We start from the raw sequence: 19,279 nt of genomic DNA, 5'->3' as shown, positions 1-19,279 counted from the left end.
GAATGCTCATTCCATCTACAAGGCGGCACATCTTGAAGAAACTTCTCTATGCTGGTGTTTTCATTTGCTTGGGCGTCGTCGAGGCGCTCGGCGCTCCCCTGGTGCTGCCATCGACGCCTTATAGTTACACAGTTCTGGATCAGGACCTCGCGGCCGCACTGCAGGAATTCGGCAACAACCTAAACATCAGAGTCAATGTCAGCGCCGGGGTGAAGGGGCGGATTCGCGGGCGAATGTCCGATCTCCCACCGCGAGAGTTCCTCGAACGGTTGATCAATCTCTACAATCTTCAATGGTACTACGATGGGATGGTGCTCTATGTATCCGCCGCGCATGAGGCGCAAAGCCGCCTTTTGGTCTTGAGTCCGATCAGCTTTGATGCGTTCAAGGCGGCACTCGATGCGCTCAACATCTCCGACGAGCGTTACATCGTGAGAGCCGTACCGGGAGATGGCCTTGTCTTCGCCTCTGGTCCACCCCGCTTTGTCGCGCTTGTGGAGCAAACACTCAAAGGACTTGCGGCGGAGGCACAGGCACGGCGAAACCCGAGCGGTGACGAAAAGCCACGGCACGAGTCGGTCTTGATGCTGTTTCGGGGATCCTCCAGCGTGGTCGTTCGCGAAGGACGACCGAATGACGCTCCTTCGCCGGAGGCACCACATCAAGACGGCATGGTCCACCTACCCGACCCAGGTAAGAAATGACCTCACGACAACAGATCGCCTACGAAGAGGTGCAATGCGTCTGTTTATGCCCTCTCTCAGCTTTTCGAAAGCTACTGCTGCCATTGTCAGAGTGCGGATATGTAGATGGCCGATGCCGCGGAGCGGCGCAATAAACGCCCCGGCCGGAGCCGCGGATGTGAACCAGAGTCCTGGCCAGCAGCATCGGTGACCGTGCTTTGCCGCTTTAGCACCTCGTGCGAGCTTTTGAACAACTCTACGAACTCTGCCATGCAAAGGAGCTTCGTCGCAAAAGAATGAAGCCCCTCCGTTGTCCAAAAGGAGGAGCAGCATGGAGTTCAACGCGCTAAGCCCGGCGGACAACAGCCCAGCGTCCCACTCGTCCTCGTCGCCCGCCTGTCCGAGAGAGTCGCATTGATAAAATACCCGAATACAGCCAGGATCTAATTTGGCAGGAACTCGGAGGCAGATTATCGCGTGTCGAGCTATCATTGAGCGGCGGCGAGCGGACCAATTCCCAACAGCCGACCGCTCAGCACCGCGTGGACGCCTCCGATTTCGGCCACGATCCGGGTGACCTCACGCCGGACCGTCTCAAGCGGAGCTCGCGTTGCCGGCACAGGTTGCTCCGCCGGAACTTGGAGATTTCGAAATGCTAAAAAGCCGCGATCTCATACCGACCAGGGCTGCCCGGACAACCATGTTCACCAACCTGGGTGTGCCTCACGGGGCGGAATGGCGAGAAGAAGGTTTTATTCGTCTTAAACCATCGCTAGACGCTGGCCTTTGGCCTGTAGGTTCGAGCGAACACTCGCCAAGCGGATAAGCATGATGACATAAAGAATGCCAGGCGCAGCCGAGCTTCGATCCGCTCGGGGCAACATGGTCCGCACAATACCGTCGGACTCCTTCGAGCATCTACGCCAGTCAATCTGATACGATCATTCTGTATCTGGCTCATCGGGCAGACGCCAACACTCTCGTTGGGCGCAGTCGAGGTCGCTAGGCGTGGGTGATTTCACCATAAGATGCTGCGGAGACCTGCGACGTTGTTGCAGGAATCAGCGCACGTGACCATCCGCAGAGCGGCAGACTCGGATTCATTAATTCGACCTAATTGGCGTGGAGGCGAGCGATCGAAACAAAGCAGGCAAGCCGATTCCGATATCAAGAACCATGACCGCCTTTCACACTGTCATTTCGCGTTTCGTTATGAAACCTCTGAATGCCGTCAGCTTTTGGAAAGCTAATCGAACCTACCATACGGCGTGAATATCTAGACGGCGATGTGCCTATAGATAGTAGCGGAACTGAGCGCTGGGGCGCACTGAGCAATCGGAAGCAAGTGGTAGGAGCCATCGAATCCTATCAACATTTATTGCTCGTTGTTCGTCGCGATTCTCGGGCTGCGCCACATGACCGGCTTGTGGTGCGATCTCAAATCAGAGGACGTATAATGTCAGTCAACAACCTGTCGCTAACCGCGAGCTCCACTTTGTCAGGGCTGGCGCCTGGGCCCTCATCGGCGCGGGATCTTTCAAATTTCGAGGCGATGCTGGCTAGTCTCTCGTTGAAAGACAAGGTCGATGACCATTCCGCGCCGCAGGAGCCGACGGCTGCAGGCTCAGCCAAGCAGCTGACGGAGGAACTCACGCAGGAGGTACGGAACATCCTCCCGCCGGAGATCAAGGCCGCACTGGACGCATGTCAGCAGGCGCCAGCGCCATCCGCCACGGAGTCCTCCTCCGCTGCGAGCGCACCGAAGATTGCAGAGGCACCCGTACAAAGCTCCAGGATCACGTGGAACAGCGGCACGTTGACTGATGCCGAGCTGGAGATTGTGTCGGTGCTGAACCGACACAAAGACAAATGCCCGCTGGATTGGAAATCTCTCGGCGATCTGGCCAACGATCCCTCCACACCGCCGGATCTAAAGGCGGCGATCGAGGCGTTGCAACAGGACCCAGAGCTCTTCTATGCGATAGGCTCGCAAGGTGACGGCCGCTGCGGCGGGAAGATCAAAGCAGGTGATCTCTCCGGCTTCTCCGATCACCACCCTCAGGTTGCTGCTTTCCAGGAGCAGCGGGCGGAGAGCTATACGCAGAACTATATCCCTTCCGACGGCACCCGGAATGGCGAGCCATCGGTTATGACCCACACCGATGCAGTGCGCGAGCTCTATCGCTATGCCGACAACCTGCCTAAGAACCTGAGCCTTGCGGATTTCAAGCGGATCGTCGACGGCGAAGCCAAAACCGGCAAATGCCCGCCACAGGTCCTCGCTGCCGCTCAATACTTCCTCGACCACCCGGATGAATGGAAGCAGTTGTACGGTGGCTCGATAGACAAGGTCCACAAAGAGGACTTCCTGCAGGTTGCTTCATCATCGATCAATCTCACGCAAGCCGAGCTCGATACGCTCAATACGATCAGCAAGAACCAAAACGCATTCTTCGGGAAGGGTGACCTGACCCGGGAAAAGCTGGCGAGCATGGTCGATGATAAGAGCCTCGCGCCCGAGGCGCGAAAGGCGGCCTCCCAGCTGCTCTCCGATCCTGTGTTGTTCGGGTTGATGAACAACGCGATTACGGGCTACAAAACCCACCACAAGTTCTTCGACTTCGGCGGCGGCCATACGGTCGATTCCGGCAACATCAGCAACAGCGACTTCGACCAGTTCTTCAACAACATGTCGGGTGCGAACCGCACCGTTCACCAAGTGAAGACGCATGCCGCCCGAACGCCTGCCGAGCAGGACGCGGTCGCGGACATGACGACGGGCATGGCAGACCAGCCCGACATCAAGTCTCCCAAAAAGAACGGTGGCGCCTTCATGCACGCACTTAACGACGTGCTCAAAGTTGGCTCTAAGGTATTCGACTGGGCCGCAACAGCAGTCGGTGTACTTGGCTTCATTCCAGGCTTGGGTGAATTGGCGGATCTGGCGTCAATGGTGCTCGAAGCCGAGGCGCAAGCTGCAACTCTTCTTCACACTGCCATCAGTGGCGGCAACATAAAGCAAGCGCTGGAAGAAGCCGGGCTGAGCCTTGCGGCACAGGCGGTGGGCTGCATCGCCGGACCTGAGGTCAAATTAGCAATGCGAGAAGGCTTGGTGAAGCAGGCCATTCAAGAAGCCGCGACGGCAGGCATCAACCTGCCGGTTTCGGTGGCCCAGTCCTACGCGGAGGATTATTTAAATGACCTGAAGGCTCGCATCGAGTCCGAGCGCTTGCAAGCTGCAGGCGCTTACGCCTAGGCGGAGCGACGCTATCCTCTCAGGATGACGCTCGAAACTGAGCTTGCGCGACCTCCGCGCGTCGCGCAAGCTCCACCAGCACACTTGAGACCGCCCCACTTATTTCGGCCCTTCGCTGCGCACAAACTATGTCGGCCGCACTCGATCGTTCGAATCCGGCCTCAAACCCAGTCTGCCGCTGTGACGTTCCATTGACTGCATACGCCGCCTGTCAACATCGCGATGCATTAACAATACCCTACAGACGGCCACAGCCGAGGAGCCAGCCGATTGCGCAAGGATCGAGAGCACATTGGTCCAGAGCGGTAGAGCCGAAGGGCTCTTTCTCGAGCAGCGGGCTCCTGCTCGGTCTCCCTGAAATGGGTCGCGATTGACGGATCTGCCATCGGCCAGCTAGGGCCGATGGACCGCTCTGGCCGCTGGATCGGCCGTCACTCTGGCTTTCAGGCTCGCTCCCGACGAGGTCAAGCTCCGTGCCGCATCGCCTGACCCCAAGCAAATTGTCGAAAGAGCTCGGAGGCATCGCAAGAGACATGAGCCCGAGATTGCAGCACATCGAGCCAAAAACGCTTTTATTAGTGGCGGCTTTGATATTTCGCCAATTGAACGCTTTCGAAGCGATGAGCAACGTGCTCACCCGATCAAGCTCCACAAACGATTGTTTGTCTTAACCATCTGATCTCCAGCTTTGGCCGGCAACCTTTCAAATACGGTCTGCTGGTGAAACGTTTAATGACGACCCACCATCGGCTCATTGTACTTTCTACGACTCGTCAGCTTGTCGAAAGCTAATACTTGCATAGTGGAGGGTGGAAACTGCCTCCATTGGCACATCGAATTGACACAGGAGAACTCCATGCGCGTTGCGAGCTCTAGCGCCGCTGGACACGTTGATGCTGACCTCCATGCGGCTGGCGGCAGAGGCGGCGGCAAAAAGGGATCTCAAAAGCCTGGCGAGCGCGACGATCATGGCCGATCGCCTGATGCCAACATTCCCGCAAACGGCGGCGCGTCCAATCCGGGCACTAACTCGCATGAAGCCGCTATGCAGCAAGCGTTCAACGTCGCTCTGGGAGCCATTGCTCTCCAATTTGCGAATAGTGCAATGAGCCGTTTCGACGATGTCATGGCCGAGACAGAGGAGGATTCCTGACGTCGCATGCTGCGACGTTAGGAAATAGGAGCCGCACGTGGCGGCGAAATCGAGCAAACAGGAGAATAGTATGGGTAAAGGAGTTGGTGCGTCTGGTACCTCGACTGCAGGTGGGGCTGCCGGCACCGCTACTGCTGCAGCCGCTTCCGCGGGTGCTGAAGTTGCTGGAGAGGCGGCGTTCCAAAAGCAAATCGCCGCTCTGACTGCGACCAGCACAAAGGCTGCTGAGAGGGATGTGGAACTTCGCGTTGTCTCGACTGAGCTTTCGACTGTCAAAAAAGCGGCCGATGAGCGGGTGCAGTAAGGGATGAGATGGGGCGGCGTCGCCGCCCCACTTTCCCCGGCTGCTTAGTCTGTGAAGTCGCAAGGGCCGTACGGCTTGCCGTACGGTCCCGTTCACTGTTCAGGAAACCGACCGTGAATGAACCAAATTGCCTGCATTTCGAAGTGCTGTCCGGGTGTTATTCTGGGCTGACAAGTAAAGTGGGGGGCGGATCGTGTCTGATTGGCAGCAGCCTCGACGCAGACTTAATCTTCGTCGAACAAGGCCTCGAACCGCACCATCTTCGTGTTGCCCCGCATTTCAATTCAATCGAGATCGAGGCCCTTGCGAGGGACGTCAGGATTGAGGGGCGCGAGACTGTTTTAGCTAATGAGCCCATTGTTGTCTCTCTTCCTGTCGTTTTGCATGCCGGGACGATGTCCATTCGCTGGACGATCGAGGACTACAAACAAGCTGGCTCCATCGACCGCCGGCGTATATCGCTCGCCGTTCTCACTTTGGTCCTGATCAGCTCTGCCGCGGTTGGCGCAGTCTCATCCAGTTTCGTCCAGACCGACACCACCTTGGCGTCAAGTCCGTCGTCCCCTGCTACGGACATTGCACCCAAGCTGGCGCTCAGCGCTCCTGATGCTCTGGCCACCGATGCAGCTGCCGAGCGGCTGCAAGAGGAAGTTGATAGAGCGGGTCTTGTCGGCATCAAGGTCGGCTCTGGGGTGGGCGTTGTCACCGCCGACGGCACCGTTACGCCCGCCTCGCTCGCCACATGGCGAGACGTCCAGCAGCGGTTTGATCAAAATAGCAATGGCGCTTATACGCTCGTCAATGCGGTCGCCATCAAGGATGAGAAGACGCCCCCCGCAATTGAGGTCCAAGCTGTTTGGCGCGGGAGCGAACCCTATATTGTCATTGCTGGTCAAAAGTATTTCGTCGGCGCGCTCTTGAGCAATGGATGGACCGTCTGCGGGATTGAGGAAGGGCGTGTTCTGCTGAGCCGGGATGGCCGGCTTGCCACCCTACCCTATTAGCGGTTTAGCCCGCAGGTAAGAAAGCAAAGTGCCATGACTAGGCTGCCCCCGAATCCCGTCAAGCCTCTCACCTCTTTTCAGGAGCCAAACGTCGATCATCATGCATCTGCCATCACGCCGGTTAGTTCTCGAGGTAAGTCCATCGGGATTGATCGGAGGCGTGGCAATGATAACAAGAGCCACACCTCAATTTCTCGTCACAGCGACGTGCTGGATCCGTTGGTGGACGCCACGATCGAGAGCGCGCTCGAGCTCAGTTCGATCGATGCAGTTTCGCGCGTCAATCTCGACGAGGCGCGCGCCCCGCCAGGTCAGGTCGAGCCAGGCTCGGAATTCGCTTGGCTTAATGAGCCCAATCTCGCGCACGGTCTGCTCTCCTTCGTGACGCCGCGCTTACGTCACTCGCATGTTCTGCGTCCAGAGCAACACGGCCTTCTTCTGGAGCGTTTGGCTGACACGCTATCAGCTGCGCGAGAGGATTTGGTGTCACGTGAAGGGGCCGCGCTTCTACAACTGGAGCTGCAGCGATTAATCCTGCTCCGGCAGAGTCACAACGGCTTGATCAAAGGCTAGCGATGGACGGGCCAGATAAAGCGCAACACTTCACATCTACACAGCGCGTTTCCGAAGCCGGCGCTGTCGAGCTGATCTCCGGGCCGGAGCGAGATTTGCTCTGCGTGCTTTCTTATGTCTACCTTGCCTGCGGACAGAGCGACAAGAGCCTGGCTCTGTTGCGGCTGGTCGCTCACGAACAGTCCCAAGACATCGGCTTGCTCCGCATCCTGGCCTACGCTCTCATCTCGGAGCGTCGCGGTGACGAAGCACTGTCGGTATTGGACAAGCTTGACAAACTGGATGACGAGCCGTCTTCGTGTCTGCCCTTGATGCTGATGCGCAGCCACGCGCTGCGTCACGCTGGCCGCATGACCGAAGCGCAAGCCGTCTTCAAACGCTATGTTTTGTTGCGGGGCAGCACAGCTTCAATCGAACAAAAATAAGGCTTCTCATGGCCAACCTTCTACGAAATCTCATCACGCGCGCGCCGGCTCACCCGGACTTGATGGTCGCGTTGATGCTTCTTCTGGCGATCGGAATGATGATCATGCCGATCCCGATCATCGTGATCGATATGCTGGTCGGCTTCAATCTAGGGTTTGCCATATTGCTGTTGATGGTAGCCCTGTATCTCAACACGCCGCTCGACTTTTCGTCCCTACCGGGCGTCATCCTGATCTCCACCGTCTTTCGTCTCGCTCTTACCGTTGCAACGACGCGACTGATCCTAGCCGAGGGTGATGCCGGCAGCATCATCCATACGTTCGGCGATTTCGTCATATCCGGCAACATCGCCGTCGGCATTGTCATATTCCTGATCGTGACCATGGTGCAGTTCATGGTTCTCGCCAAGGGCGCCGAACGGGTGGCGGAGGTATCGGCGCGCTTCACGCTCGATGCGCTGCCGGGCAAGCAGATGGCAATCGACGCGGAGCTGCGCAACGGCCATATCGATCAGCACGAAGCCCGCAGCCGGCGCGGCGCGCTCGAGCGAGAAAGCCAACTGCACGGCGCGATGGACGGCGCTATGAAATTCGTGAAAGGCGACGCCATAGCCGGACTTATAGTCATCTGCATCAACATGCTGGGTGGCATCACGATCGGATCACTCTCCAAGGGCATGTCCCTCGAGGAGGCGATGCATCAATACACCATCCTGACGATCGGTGATGCGCTCATTTCGCAGATTCCGGCTCTGCTGCTGTCAATTACGGCAGCAACCATTGTTACTCGTGTCAACGGTCCTTCCAAACTCAATCTCGGCGCCGATATCGTCAACCAACTTACGGCCAGCACACAAGCGCTACGCTTGGCCTCCTGTGTCTTGCTTGTGATGGGGCTCGTTCCTGGCTTCCCTTTGCCCCCCTTTGTCATACTAGCCGCGCTCTTCTCCGCCGCCAGCTTTCTCAAGGTTGGCGTGCAAGAGGGCAAGACCGCTCCCAAAGCCGGCGCCGGTCCCACCGGTTCGGCTCCCGCTTCCGCACAGGGTCAGAAGCAAGCCGTGCCCGCGGAGGCACTTCCAATTACGCTGTTGCTAGCGCCGAGCCTGATGCAGGCAACCGACGTAGGGGAACTTGAGCAGTGCGTCGCCCGGGTTTCGGCACTGGTTTCAGCTGATCTTGGCATCACAATTCCACGCATTCCCGCCCAAAGCGCAAAGCACCTGGCCCAATTGCAATTCCGGGTGGATGTCGAAGGAGTGCCCGTGGAAGAGGGCGCCATTGACCCTACACAACTCTTACTTAATGACGACGTGGCGAACATTGATTTGAGCGGGATCCCCTTTTGGCACGACCCAGACACGAATCGGATCTGGATCAAACAAGTCCATGCGCCTGCTCTCAACGCTGCCGGAATAGGGCACCACCGTCCGAGCGAAATCATCGCCTTGCGCGTCCAGTCAACGTTGACGCGCTATGCACAGCGCCTGGTGGGCATTCAGGAAACGCGTCAGTTGCTTGGCCGGATGGAGCAGGAATATGCCGATCTGGTCAAAGAGGTGCTGCGCACGACACCGATCCCTCGCATCGCGGATGTCCTACGTCGCTTACTGGACGAGGGCATCCCGATCCGGAACACCCGTTTGGTTTTGGAGGCGCTTGCAGAATGGAGCGAACGGGAACAAAATGCCGTCCTGCTCACCGAATATGTGCGCTCCGCTCTGAAGCGGCAGATCTGTCACCGCTACGCCAACGCCCATCGTGTTGTGGCGGCTTTTATCGTCGAGCGCGAGACCGAGGATATCGTGCGTAGTGCCGTGCGCGAGACAGCTGTCGGTCCCTATCTCGTTTTGGAGGATCGGCAAAGCGAGATGCTGCTTTCACAATTTCGCCAGATCCGTTCGAGCATCGCACGTAGTCAGAACCAGCCAGTTATCCTGGGATCGATGGATATCCGGCGCTTCGTCCGCGGCTTTCTCACCCGCAATGGAATAGACCTACCTGTTCTCTCCTATCAGGATCTCGCCTCGGATTTCACCGTCCAGCCGATTGGCTCCGTCAAACTTGCGCCTGGCAAGGACAAGACTCCTACAGGCAGGCATCGTGACCTCCTCCCTGCGGCCGGCTGACGAGCACAGGTTTGGGGTCGTGAGGTCGCTTATGAATTCATGTAAGATTAACGTTCTGCGGCGCTGGCGTAACATTCGTCGCCATTCGTGCTCGGCCTTTCTTCCCATGCTTGCCATTGTGCTGCTTGCGGGTTGCGTTAACTCGCGCAAGTCGGATCTTTCAGAGCAGCCGACGTCTGCGGCAGAGCTGGTCGGGGCCAAGGAGTCGATCCAGCTATGCGCGAGCGCATCGCTCTCGCCCTCGGTCCGGATGTTGACGAGAAGGCTTTGCGCGATGCGCTGAAGCAACGACCGGATAATGTTGATGCCGCGATTCCTCTTGCGCGGGCTTTGCTGGCACGCAAATGCCCGAATGATGCGCTTGAGGTGCTCGACGGGATCTTATTGGCAGCCCCTGGCGACCTGCGCGCATTGAATGCCAAAGCAGTTGTTCTCGATCACGAGGGCCGACATCGGGAGGCCCAAGAACTTTACCGCCAAGCTCTCGCAGCGGAACCCGCAAACCCGATGCTGCGCAATAACTTCAAACTGTCCCTCGCTCTTGAAGGTAAGACGGAGACCGGCGGCGCCAACCCAGCACCACAGGCGGACGGCCCGCACTTCGCGGCGCTATCTCGAACGAGCCCATGCGGGACCGGATCGGAACGGTAACGTCTTGATGCTTAGCTATCAGCATGCCGACAGCTAGGCTTACCATCAACGCGGAACACTCAATCGGCGAGCAGCCCCGGCGACCTCGTCCATACAAATGGGAGACTTCATGTTTCAGCGCACCAGAAATTTATCCGATATCAAATGCGCTTCCGAGGCCGATGAAATGAGAACGCACGCGACTAATGACCGGTACTACGCGCATCGCCAAAATTTCGCCGGATATACTCTCATTCCTGAATTCGGCGCCATCGAGTTTCTCCTCTGATTCATTTTCGACTGCAGTCCCGCCATACGCACTGGTCGAGAGCCACCAGTGGTTGAGATCAAGATCTTCAATCGGGAACAATCTGGCAGGGTTTTATGGCGGACACATCGAGCATATTGCTGCGAACCCGCAGCGATACTCTAGCTCGGGTGTCCTGAAAGGCTAAACGCACAGTGGAATTGCGTTTTGCTTCGGCACGAAGTCTGGTTCGGTGAAAGCGCGATATTTCACCTATCAGCTCGGGAACACGAGCGCCGGGCTCCTGAGAACGGAAGCCGGAGGTCGCCCGAGTGAGCTGTTCAAGCGCAAAAATGATCGGCGCGAGCAATTTCCTGGGTGAGATGGACTCACCTCAATAAGATTTTCGGGCTACTCATCCGCTTGTCGATAATGCGGGCCATATGTTGCTTGAACATCAGCTCCGGATCGACGGCAACGAACAGCTCGTCCTCTCTCACTCTTTCAATCCGGAAGCGAAAGCCCGCGCAGCAGCGTTTGGCTTGTTGAGGTAAGTGACTCGATGATGGTGCTTGATCCCACCAAGAAGGAGGACAAATGGAAAAACAAAGGATGCAAATGGTAACGAGCAGGCAAACCGCCTTTGTATCCTGCCGCAACTGAAGACAAGAGCGGCAACGCCAGGTGTACCGAGAGTGCGGCAAAGCCCGCCAGCGATCCGCATGATGATGAATATGACTTTATGTAGAACGCACAGGCTCTACACGAAGATAACCGATGTCATTGGCCAAATCGACTTTAGGGAGGTCAGCCTCGCATCTCATGCCCTTCGCCATATAATTCTTGATCAATGATTTCTGCATCCGCACGGGATGGCGGAATTGAGCTTGATAAGCGCAGGTTCCGCTTTCCTTGCGCGGCGCAACATCGGAAACTGGATCGTTTGGCCAGCATTGCCTGTCATGATCCGACCTATTGGTCAGGTGGTGGATACTTTTCATCGTCGAGCGCAATCAAGCAGGACGTGCAGCAGAACAACTGAAGTATCTCTCGATCTCTGCGATCGCGCGCTCCTCCCACTCTGCAGCTTGCGCTAGCAATGAGTCCCGTTGGATTGGCCGAAATGTGGCTGACTGACGGCACAACGAAGCTATCGCGCGATAGCGGCGCACGTTTTCCATAACGGCCGGTCCGCTCATGTGTGGATCTCCTCCCCTGCTATCCCGGGCAAGAACTTGCTCGAAAACCGTTTTCGATCCGTTAGCGGTCGGAGTCGAAGCCGTGAATGGTTGGCAGAACCTTGCCGGCATGACGGGGCCGAAAAAAGAATGTTTTCCACAAGGATCACATCCACATAAAACCGCTCGGCAGTGCTCCATCCGGGCGCTTCTGCACCCGTTGGCTCAGCTTATTGGTTGGATATCGGAGTTAGCAGCAGCTAGCGCGAGCGAGGCACGTTTCGGCTTGCAATCTCAATCAGGATAACTGTGAACTGGCGTGTCTTTGGGTTCCTCACTAACTAATTTGAGCAATCCGTTTATTGGTGATTTGAAAGACAGAGAGCCGGTGCTTTGTCGCCATCCTTTTTCCTCCATAAACAGCAAACGGCACGCAACTGTGACTTCCTCCGTCTCATCGAAAGCTAGCGAGATTGAGCAGCTGTTTACCTCGCCGGTCGACAACCGAAATGCTGCTTGCGACGGATCCTCTCAATCGCGCAACCCTCGGCAATCTACCAGGTAGCGTAAGCTTATCGCATAACTTTCCGAGTCTCTTGTAGCTCCGTTTACTTGATTAGCGGTGCGCTTGCGCGGCCGGAGTGCACAGGGATTTCACTGAGAATTTAGCAGAATCGAAGAAGGCCAGAGATACTCATCGATCCTCATGGGAAGTAGTATCGCCGCAATCCCGAAAATTAAAGGGCTATGGGAACGAGACTAACGTTCGGGATCCAGTTGGACGCAGACTACCACCATTGGTCCACACCCGATTGATGCCGGGCCTCCCATCGGATGCCACGTGTGCCGCAAATTGTGCTTCAAAACGTGCCGCAGTCCTACCCCTCAATATGCGGCACCGTCGATCTGGTGAAACTATCGTGGCTGTCAGCATGGCGGCCCGCCAGAGCGCCCTCGCGAGGTCAAGTGAGGCCGTTTTGGACCCGGAACTAGCAATGACAAGTGTCCCTGGTTTTGCGGCCGCGTGGATCACAAAAGGCTAATGCGCCATTCAAGGGGACGCTTCAGCCGGCCGAAAGACCTCTGGCCATCAGCCTACCAAAACAAGGAGGCGACGGGCTCTTGTTTGTAGCATATGCTCTGCGAGCGTACGGACGACAGCAATTGTGCGCCGGCGCGCTCGCATCCTACGGGTTTAGGGGCACTTGGATGATCACGCCGTTTCGACGGAACTGGAGTCCAAAAGAGTTATTCAATACTCTTACGCCAGCGATGTTCGCCGCCGAGCCGCCGGCTGTCCGCGCACGTTGGGACAAATTGTGGCCTGATCTGTACACTGAATATGACGCCCGGTACTTGAAACAAGAATTAGTCGCGAGAAATCTTATCGCTTCCGATGAAGCTGCTGCATTCTTTAACGCCTGGGCGATTGACGAAGAGCGCCACACCGACGGATTCATCCGGGTCATTGAACTTGTCGCCAATGGATCCGAGAGGACTCTTCGGGAGAGATTGGAGGCTCGATCTCATGATTTTGGGCCGATCGTTGAACACCTGAAGGACGAGTTTTCCGTGATGGTTATGATCGCATTTGATGAAATGTGCACTTGCCGCGCCTATGCAGCAGAAAAGCCGTTTTATGACGCCCTTGGGAACATCACGTTCCATCATTGGCTGCGGCAGGTAATTGCTGACGAGGCGGTCCACTCGATGAACGCCGTCAATGTTATCCGCTCGCGCTATCGCGACCGCATTGGCCAAGTCGGCACAATTCTCGACAACCTAATCCGCGCGGCGGATAACCTATGCTATTCTGGCACCTTCGTCCTGGACTACTTCGGCGCAGTGTACTCCAAGGAGCTGCTGGCAGACTCCCGCCTCGCTACCATGAGAAATATTGCCAAGCCACTCATCGTGTAGAGCGAGATCTGTAACCGCGAGCCTACGGACAATTGCTCGGACGTCATACCGCCAGCTCAATCCAGCTCTTCTGCAAGTTTTCCATTGTGCCAGTTGACGCCAGGTTATCCCTGACGCGTTGTCTGTAAATGTCGTGTTGACGACATGTCGACGGTTCACCTTTTGCCAGGATGGTAGGTGCCAGTTCCGTTTTGTATCCACTTGGCGTGCGCGCGGCCGTGAGTACACCACTCCAGCAACTGGTCCGGTCTTTGCTCTGCTGTTTGGCAGACAACGAGCGGCTCCGCGCTTTGTCGGATTTGTCTGCCGTGAACGTGGATCAGCATGGAATGAAAGGCGCTACCATGAAGAATCTGATTTCGGTCACCGCCGAGGCAGGAGGTACCGCCGCTAATACTTCCGGCTCGACGACGCCCACCGCGCCGGCGGTCGAGCACAGGATGGATGACAGCACTGACTTATATCTACCTGAAGAGGAGAGCGTCCTTGCCGACAGGGTCAGATCGGATCGACCCGCTAGCTTCACGCTTCAGAACGGCCTCCAGGTGCTCGTGATCCCAGATCATCGCACACCCGTTGTGACTCAGATGATCTGGTATAAGGTCGGCTCCGCCGACGAGCCGCCTGGCAAATCGGGGCTTGCGCATTTCCTCGAACACCTGATGTTCAAGGGCACCTCCAAACATCCGGCTGATGCCTTCTCCACGGCCGTCCTGCGCGCCGGCGGCAATCAGAACGCCTTCACCGGGCTTGACTACACCAGCTATTTCCAGCACGTGCCGCGCGAGCACCTCGGCAAGATGATGGAATTTGAAGCCGATCGCATGACCGGTCTCATTCTCAAAGATGAGGACGTGCTTTGTGAGCGCGACGTCGTACTGGAGGAATTCAATATGAGGGTCGCCAACAATCCACGTGAACGTCTCGCCGAGCAGATGATGGCGGCGCTTTACCTCAACCACCCCTACGGTCGCTCCATTATCGGGTGGCGCCATGAAATCGAAAATCTTACCCGAGAGGATGCGCTTACCTTCTACAAGCGCTTCTATGCACCGAACAACGCGATCCTGATTGTCGCTGGCGACGTCGCCCCCAAGGAAATCCGCTCGATGGTGACGGAGACATTTGGCGGCATCCCCACGCAAGCATCAATTCCCCTGGAACGCCTGCGGCCGCAAGAGCCGACGCCGGCAGCGCCGCGCACAGTGACGTTGGCCGATGCCCGCGTCGAGCAGCCAGCCCTGCACCGCTATTATCTTGTACCATCGGCTCGCACCGCGGCCGCGGGCGAGGGTCCAGTGCTCGACGTGCTCGAGCAGTTGATGGGCGGCGGCGTCAACTCATACCTCTATCGCTCGCTGGTGGTCGAAAAGCAGCTCGCCGTCACTGCCGGAGCGAGCTACCACTCTGCCGCGCTCGATCCCTCGCTATTCGCGATTTTTGCCCTACCAAAACCCGGCGTCAAACTCAGCCAGATCGAGCGCGCCATCGACGAGGTAATAGCCGACATTGCGGGTAACTCCCCGAGCACCGAAGATCTCGAGAGGGTCAAGACGCGGCTGATCGCGCAGGTGACCTATGTCCAGGACAATCAGGAAATGCTAGCCCGCTGGTATGGCCGCGGCCTGACAACGGGACTATCCGTCGACGATATTCGGGGATGGGCCGACGGCATCCGCGCGGTCGGTGCACAGCAGGTGCACGACGCCGCGCCGAAATGGCTCGACAAGAAACGATCGGTGACCGGCTATCTCATCAAAGAGTCCACCCCAAAACAGGGGGAGAAGCTCTAATGATCCATCCTTGCACACGACGTGAGATCCTCCTCGGGGGAGCCTCGCTCTCAATCGCGATGCTCGCTTCGCCCAATTCGCTTGCCGCCACGAGGACGCTTGCCCGGACCGGGATCAAGCGTCTGGTTTCGTCGTGCGGTATAGAAGCCTGGTTCGTGCAGGATTCCACTGTCCCGTTGATCGCGATGGAATTTGCCTTCACCGGCGGCGCGACTCAGGACCCCGAACAAAAACCTGGCGTGAGCCACATGGTCGCTGGCCTGCTCAAGGAAGGTTCCGCCGGGCTTGACTTCAAGACCTTCCATGAGCGGCTCGACCATCGTGCCATTGATCTGCATTTTCACTCGACCCATGATCACTTCCGAGGTTCCTTGCGCACGCTCAAGGACAACGCAGACGAAGCCTTCGACCTTTTACGGATGGCGCTAACCTCCCCCCGTTTCGACGCGACTGACGTCGAACGGATCCGTGCCACTGTGCTTGCGCGCCTTCGGCACGACTCGACCGATCCTTCGTCTCTAGCCCATCTCAAGTTCCTCGAAGTCGCCTTTAGCGATCATCCTTATGCTCGCCCAGCCGGGGGCTCGCTGGAGAGCGTGCCGAAGATCGAGATCGCGGATCTCAAGGGCTATGCCCGGCGCGTGATCGCAAAAGACACTCTCAAACTTGCGGTTGTCGGCGACGTCCGTCCAGAGGTCCTCTGCAAACTGCTCGACAAGACCTTTGGCAGCCTGCCGACCGAAGCGGAAGCGGCGCCGGTTCCTGAAGTCGTTGCAGCAAAGCCGCCACGGCGGCTCTTTATTCCGCTCGACGTGCCGCAGACAGTTGTGACTTTTGGCGGTCCAGCCTTCCGTCGCAGCGAGCCCGATTTCATGGCAGCCTATGTCGTCAACCACATCCTCGGCGGCGCCGGCCTGACGTCGCGTCTGTTCCGCGAAGTCCGCGAGAAACGCGGACTAGCCTATTCGGTTCGTGAGAACCTGGTCTGGCTGGATCATTCAGCCATGTTTCTCGGGAATAGTGGCACCTGCGCCGATCGTGCCGACGAAACGGTCGAAGAAATCGAGAAGCAGGTCCGCGACATCGCCGAGGAGGGACCCACTCAGCAGGAACTCGATGATGCAAAGTCCTACCTGAAAGGGTCGCAAATACTGGCTCTCAACACATCATCAAAGCTTGCGCGGACGCTGCAGCAGCAGCAGCTTGACAAGCTGCCCATCGACTATTTCGAAAAGCACAACGCCGTGGTCGATGGGGTGACGTTGGCGGACGCCAAGAGAGCGGCACGGCGGTTGTGGGGCGATGGTCTGCTCACAATTATCGTCGGCCGCTCCCCCAGGGACGCAGCGCAACCGACCACCATGCCACCGGCGATCACACCTCCGCCAGGCGCTCAGCAACTAGACGCCGCCCCGACGGCTCCACCGAATTGACGTTCTAGCAGCCCAGGCGCTTGGCAAGCCCCTGGCTGTTGCGCGCAGACTGGGTCTAACCACCGGCTTCAGCCTGCAGAGATATTCGCTCGTGGACAGTTACCATGCGGCCGCTCAAGCACCGTTTTTGCTCAAGCGCGTTGCCAAACAAGCAGTCCGGGTTGAAGTCTTTAGGACAACCAAATGCAAGATAGAAATCGGGGCTCCGCGAAGACTAAGTTGAGGCACTGTCGTCCTGCCATTGGGCAATAGCTCGGACGTGGAGATAACCGCTTACTAAATGGCTTGCCCTAATTCTTTTCATTTCCAGCCCAACCAGCGATGGCCGGATTTTCAGGATCATCTCAGTACTTGTCTGCCGAAAAGACGACGATCTGATCCAGCAGACCCTTTGATGATTGTCCAAGCCATAGTCGTACCGCGTAACACCGCCTTTACTCTTCGCTGAGCTCGCAATCTGACGCTACGTAAGATTCGGTTGCTTTATGCCGATCTAGATAGCGGCGTCGATAGATAACCTATGGCGATGCGACGACCGCAGGCATACCGCTGGTTCTTGGCGCCTTTTCAGCCGCTTACAAACCTCACGTAGATCACCACCACAAGTGATTCACTCCCCATTCGCGGTGTGCGTTGTCGTTGCCATCTAAGGACGTCACTCGCTTGATGTTGACAATGTTCATCGGTTGAAGAGCTCTCGCGTCCGAAGAGTCATTGCCCCTTCTTTCTGCCATGTTCGCACCCAAAGCAGAGACGCGCCGGTTGCGCAATTTGCGCGCGGCAATAGCAAGTGTCTCAGGAGATTTCCATGGTGAAGCCAGTTGTAATTGTGGTAGGTGCGGACAAGGGAGGAGTCGGCAAAACGACCGTATCACGAACGCTACTGGACTACTTCAGCGTCAACAACGTGCAAACACGCGCATTCGACACGGAGTCGCCTCGGGGAACGCTGAAGCGCTTTTATCCCGAGATCACCGAGATCGTTGACATGACGGTGACAGCGGACCAGATGAAGATCTTCGATACCCTGAACTCAGGGCTGTCCGTTACTGTCATTGATGCTCGCGCAGGCTTACTGTCCTCCGCGCTGGCTTCCTTGCGCGACATCGGATTTCTGGACTCGGCGCGGTCTGGCCAGATAACGTTCGCGGTGTTCCATATCCTGGGATCATCCATCGCTTCGTTAGACGAGATCGCGGAGACCGCGACCTTCATGAACGGCGCAAAGTACTACCTAGTCAAGAACTTCATCAACGACACTCAATTCTTCCAGTGGGATCAAGCGACCTATAATTCCTATTTTCACCGCATCAAACATGCGACTGAGTTGGTCATACCGAAGCTTAACGAGATGGCTTATGAGCAGGTGGAAGTCGCATCCGTCCCATTCATAGACTTCGTCGCGAACAAGGGGCGGAACGATGAACCCGCGAACAACTCCTTCGTGCTGCGCGGCTACGTCCGTCACTGGCTGGCAAATGTCTGGAGCGAATTTGATCGCATCAACTTGACGGAATTGGCCGGCGCCAAGTCCGCCACCCGGGCCGGCGAGAAGTAGTCGCATATCGGCGAGCTCAGGTCGGGCCCACGTACGAAACGAAATTGATCTGCCGGCTATGTTAGCGACCCCCATCTACATCATTTGCTCTCCTAGCCCGCAGGTCGGTAAAACTCTCATCGCTCGGGCCATGAGCGAGTTCTTGCTGCTGAAAAATGGCACAGCACTGTCGTTTGATGTCAACTTGAAAGAGCCGTCGTTGCTCGACTACCTCCCCAACATCACGGAGACCGCGGATGTGACCGACACTTATGGCAAGATGCAGCTGATGGACCCTCTTATCATCCACGACCGGGTAGCCAAGGTAATCGATCTCGGCTTTCACGCCTTCGACGAATTCTTCAGGATGTGCGAAGAGATCGGCTTCATGAAGGAGACGGCGCGCTGCTATGTCGCGCCCATCATTCTCTTCATCGCGGGCGCTGACCGCATCTCCTTTCGCGGTTATGAAATGCTGCGGCGGCGAATTCCGGCGGCATCGCTGGTCATCGTCCACAATGAATTCGTGCTTCGTAGCGAATTACCTGAAGCGATGGATGGCGAGCGGGTGCTTCGGATTCCCGCTCTTCCGCTGTTCCTCAAGAGATATATAGACCGGCTTGGCTTTTCATTCACTGGATATCTACGCAACGAGAATGACTGGTCCACCGAGCTGCATCAATGGATTCGACGGAACTACAGCATGTTTCGCGATCTGGATACGAGTGTGATGCTGAGAAAGGTCTATCGACCTCGGGGCACGGATATCGACAGCCTACGTTGCACAAGAGCCACTTGAGATTCCGATCTGCCTACCATCTATTCGTCCGGCCTATGGGTTGGTCTTCGATGGCGCTCTCAACGGTCTCGCACGCATGAATTGCGATTTTCGACCCTTCAGTGGACTGCGCATCTTTGCTCACCGAACGAACGGGCGGGAAAGTCGCGAGTCTTCGGATGCAATTATTCGGCAGGAATGCGGGGCCAAGGAATGGCCGCTCGATGACCATCGCTATG

Annotated in this window: 18 protein-coding genes; 17 read left to right on the top strand and 1 reads right to left on the bottom strand. The window is 57.0% G+C overall.

Annotated elements, in window-relative coordinates; all coding sequences use genetic code 11:
- The first annotated feature begins 2 nt into the window (after positions 1-2).
- The 12 genes from WN72_RS08550 (at position 3) to WN72_RS47975 (ending at position 10,955) form a co-directional block, all read left to right on the top strand.
- Entirely contained in the window at positions 3-704 is a 702-nt protein-coding gene (locus WN72_RS08550) for a secretin N-terminal domain-containing protein (protein ID WP_092218322.1), read from the top strand.
- A 1,435-nt stretch (positions 705-2,139) separates the two neighbouring features.
- Positions 2,140-3,939, top strand: a complete 1,800-nt coding sequence (locus tag WN72_RS08545) for an HrpF/NolX family T3SS translocon protein (RefSeq protein ID WP_430640384.1) — start codon at positions 2,140-2,142, stop codon at positions 3,937-3,939.
- Between the two features lie 856 nt (positions 3,940-4,795).
- Positions 4,796-5,092, top strand: coding sequence for a hypothetical protein (locus WN72_RS08540; RefSeq protein ID WP_143130755.1), 297 nt, complete (start codon positions 4,796-4,798; stop codon positions 5,090-5,092).
- A gap of 37 nt (positions 5,093-5,129) precedes the next feature.
- Entirely contained in the window at positions 5,130-5,396 is a 267-nt protein-coding gene (locus WN72_RS08535; protein ID WP_244553895.1) for a nodulation protein NopA, read from the top strand.
- A gap of 113 nt (positions 5,397-5,509) precedes the next feature.
- Positions 5,510-6,400 carry a SctD/MshK family protein gene (locus WN72_RS08530; protein ID WP_092218279.1) on the top strand — a complete coding sequence of 297 codons (891 nt, stop codon included), beginning with the start codon at positions 5,510-5,512 and terminating at the stop codon, positions 6,398-6,400.
- Positions 6,401-6,433: 33 nt separating this feature from the next.
- Positions 6,434-6,973, top strand: coding sequence for a hypothetical protein (locus WN72_RS08525; RefSeq protein ID WP_092218280.1), 540 nt, complete (start codon positions 6,434-6,436; stop codon positions 6,971-6,973).
- A gap of 2 nt (positions 6,974-6,975) precedes the next feature.
- Positions 6,976-7,398, top strand: coding sequence for a type III secretion apparatus assembly chaperone SctY (sctY, locus tag WN72_RS08520; protein ID WP_092218281.1), 423 nt, complete (start codon positions 6,976-6,978; stop codon positions 7,396-7,398).
- A gap of 8 nt (positions 7,399-7,406) precedes the next feature.
- Positions 7,407-9,524, top strand: a complete 2,118-nt coding sequence (gene sctV, locus WN72_RS08515) for a type III secretion system export apparatus subunit SctV (protein ID WP_092218282.1) — start codon at positions 7,407-7,409, stop codon at positions 9,522-9,524.
- A 216-nt stretch (positions 9,525-9,740) separates the two neighbouring features.
- On the top strand, positions 9,741-10,175 hold the full coding sequence (locus WN72_RS08510; RefSeq protein ID WP_244553896.1) for a tetratricopeptide repeat protein: 435 nt from the start codon (positions 9,741-9,743) through the stop codon (positions 10,173-10,175).
- A gap of 109 nt (positions 10,176-10,284) precedes the next feature.
- Positions 10,285-10,443: a hypothetical protein gene (locus WN72_RS46685; RefSeq protein ID WP_245003228.1), complete on the top strand. Its 159-nt coding sequence runs from the start codon at positions 10,285-10,287 to the stop codon at positions 10,441-10,443.
- Between the two features lie 211 nt (positions 10,444-10,654).
- Positions 10,655-10,783 (top strand): hypothetical protein, encoded by a 129-nt coding sequence (locus WN72_RS47980; protein ID WP_488226273.1) that lies wholly within the window; start codon positions 10,655-10,657, stop codon positions 10,781-10,783.
- A 61-nt stretch (positions 10,784-10,844) separates the two neighbouring features.
- Positions 10,845-10,955, top strand: a complete 111-nt coding sequence (locus tag WN72_RS47975; protein ID WP_488226274.1) for a hypothetical protein — start codon at positions 10,845-10,847, stop codon at positions 10,953-10,955.
- Between the two features lie 459 nt (positions 10,956-11,414).
- On the opposite strand, the gene WN72_RS46680 is transcribed toward WN72_RS47975, so the two are convergent.
- A complete protein-coding gene (locus WN72_RS46680) occupies positions 11,415-11,600 on the bottom strand; it encodes a hypothetical protein (RefSeq protein WP_092218283.1) in 186 nt (61 codons plus the stop codon).
- A gap of 1,188 nt (positions 11,601-12,788) precedes the next feature.
- On the opposite strand from WN72_RS46680, the gene WN72_RS08500 reads away from it, so the two are divergent.
- From WN72_RS08500 to WN72_RS08480, 5 genes are all read left to right on the top strand, one after another.
- Positions 12,789-13,499 (top strand): hypothetical protein, encoded by a 711-nt coding sequence (locus tag WN72_RS08500; protein ID WP_244553897.1) that lies wholly within the window; start codon positions 12,789-12,791, stop codon positions 13,497-13,499.
- A 440-nt stretch (positions 13,500-13,939) separates the two neighbouring features.
- On the top strand, positions 13,940-15,292 hold the full coding sequence (locus WN72_RS08495) for a M16 family metallopeptidase (RefSeq protein WP_092218324.1): 1,353 nt from the start codon (positions 13,940-13,942) through the stop codon (positions 15,290-15,292).
- Positions 15,292-16,725 carry a M16 family metallopeptidase gene (locus WN72_RS08490; protein WP_371739908.1) on the top strand — a complete coding sequence of 478 codons (1,434 nt, stop codon included), beginning with the start codon at positions 15,292-15,294 and terminating at the stop codon, positions 16,723-16,725. The genes WN72_RS08495 and WN72_RS08490 overlap by 1 nt, the downstream gene beginning before the upstream one ends.
- Positions 16,726-17,533: 808 nt before the next feature.
- Complete coding sequence (locus WN72_RS08485; RefSeq protein WP_092218284.1) at positions 17,534-18,283, top strand: P-loop NTPase family protein; 750 nt, start codon at positions 17,534-17,536, stop codon at positions 18,281-18,283.
- Between the two features lie 58 nt (positions 18,284-18,341).
- Entirely contained in the window at positions 18,342-19,061 is a 720-nt protein-coding gene (locus WN72_RS08480; protein ID WP_092218285.1) for a hypothetical protein, read from the top strand.
- Positions 19,062-19,279: the final 218 nt, after the last annotated feature.

This window comes from Bradyrhizobium arachidis (genome assembly GCF_015291705.1).
Lineage (GTDB): Bacteria > Pseudomonadota > Alphaproteobacteria > Rhizobiales > Xanthobacteraceae > Bradyrhizobium > Bradyrhizobium arachidis.
This window is presented reverse-complemented; position numbering and strand designations above follow the sequence as displayed.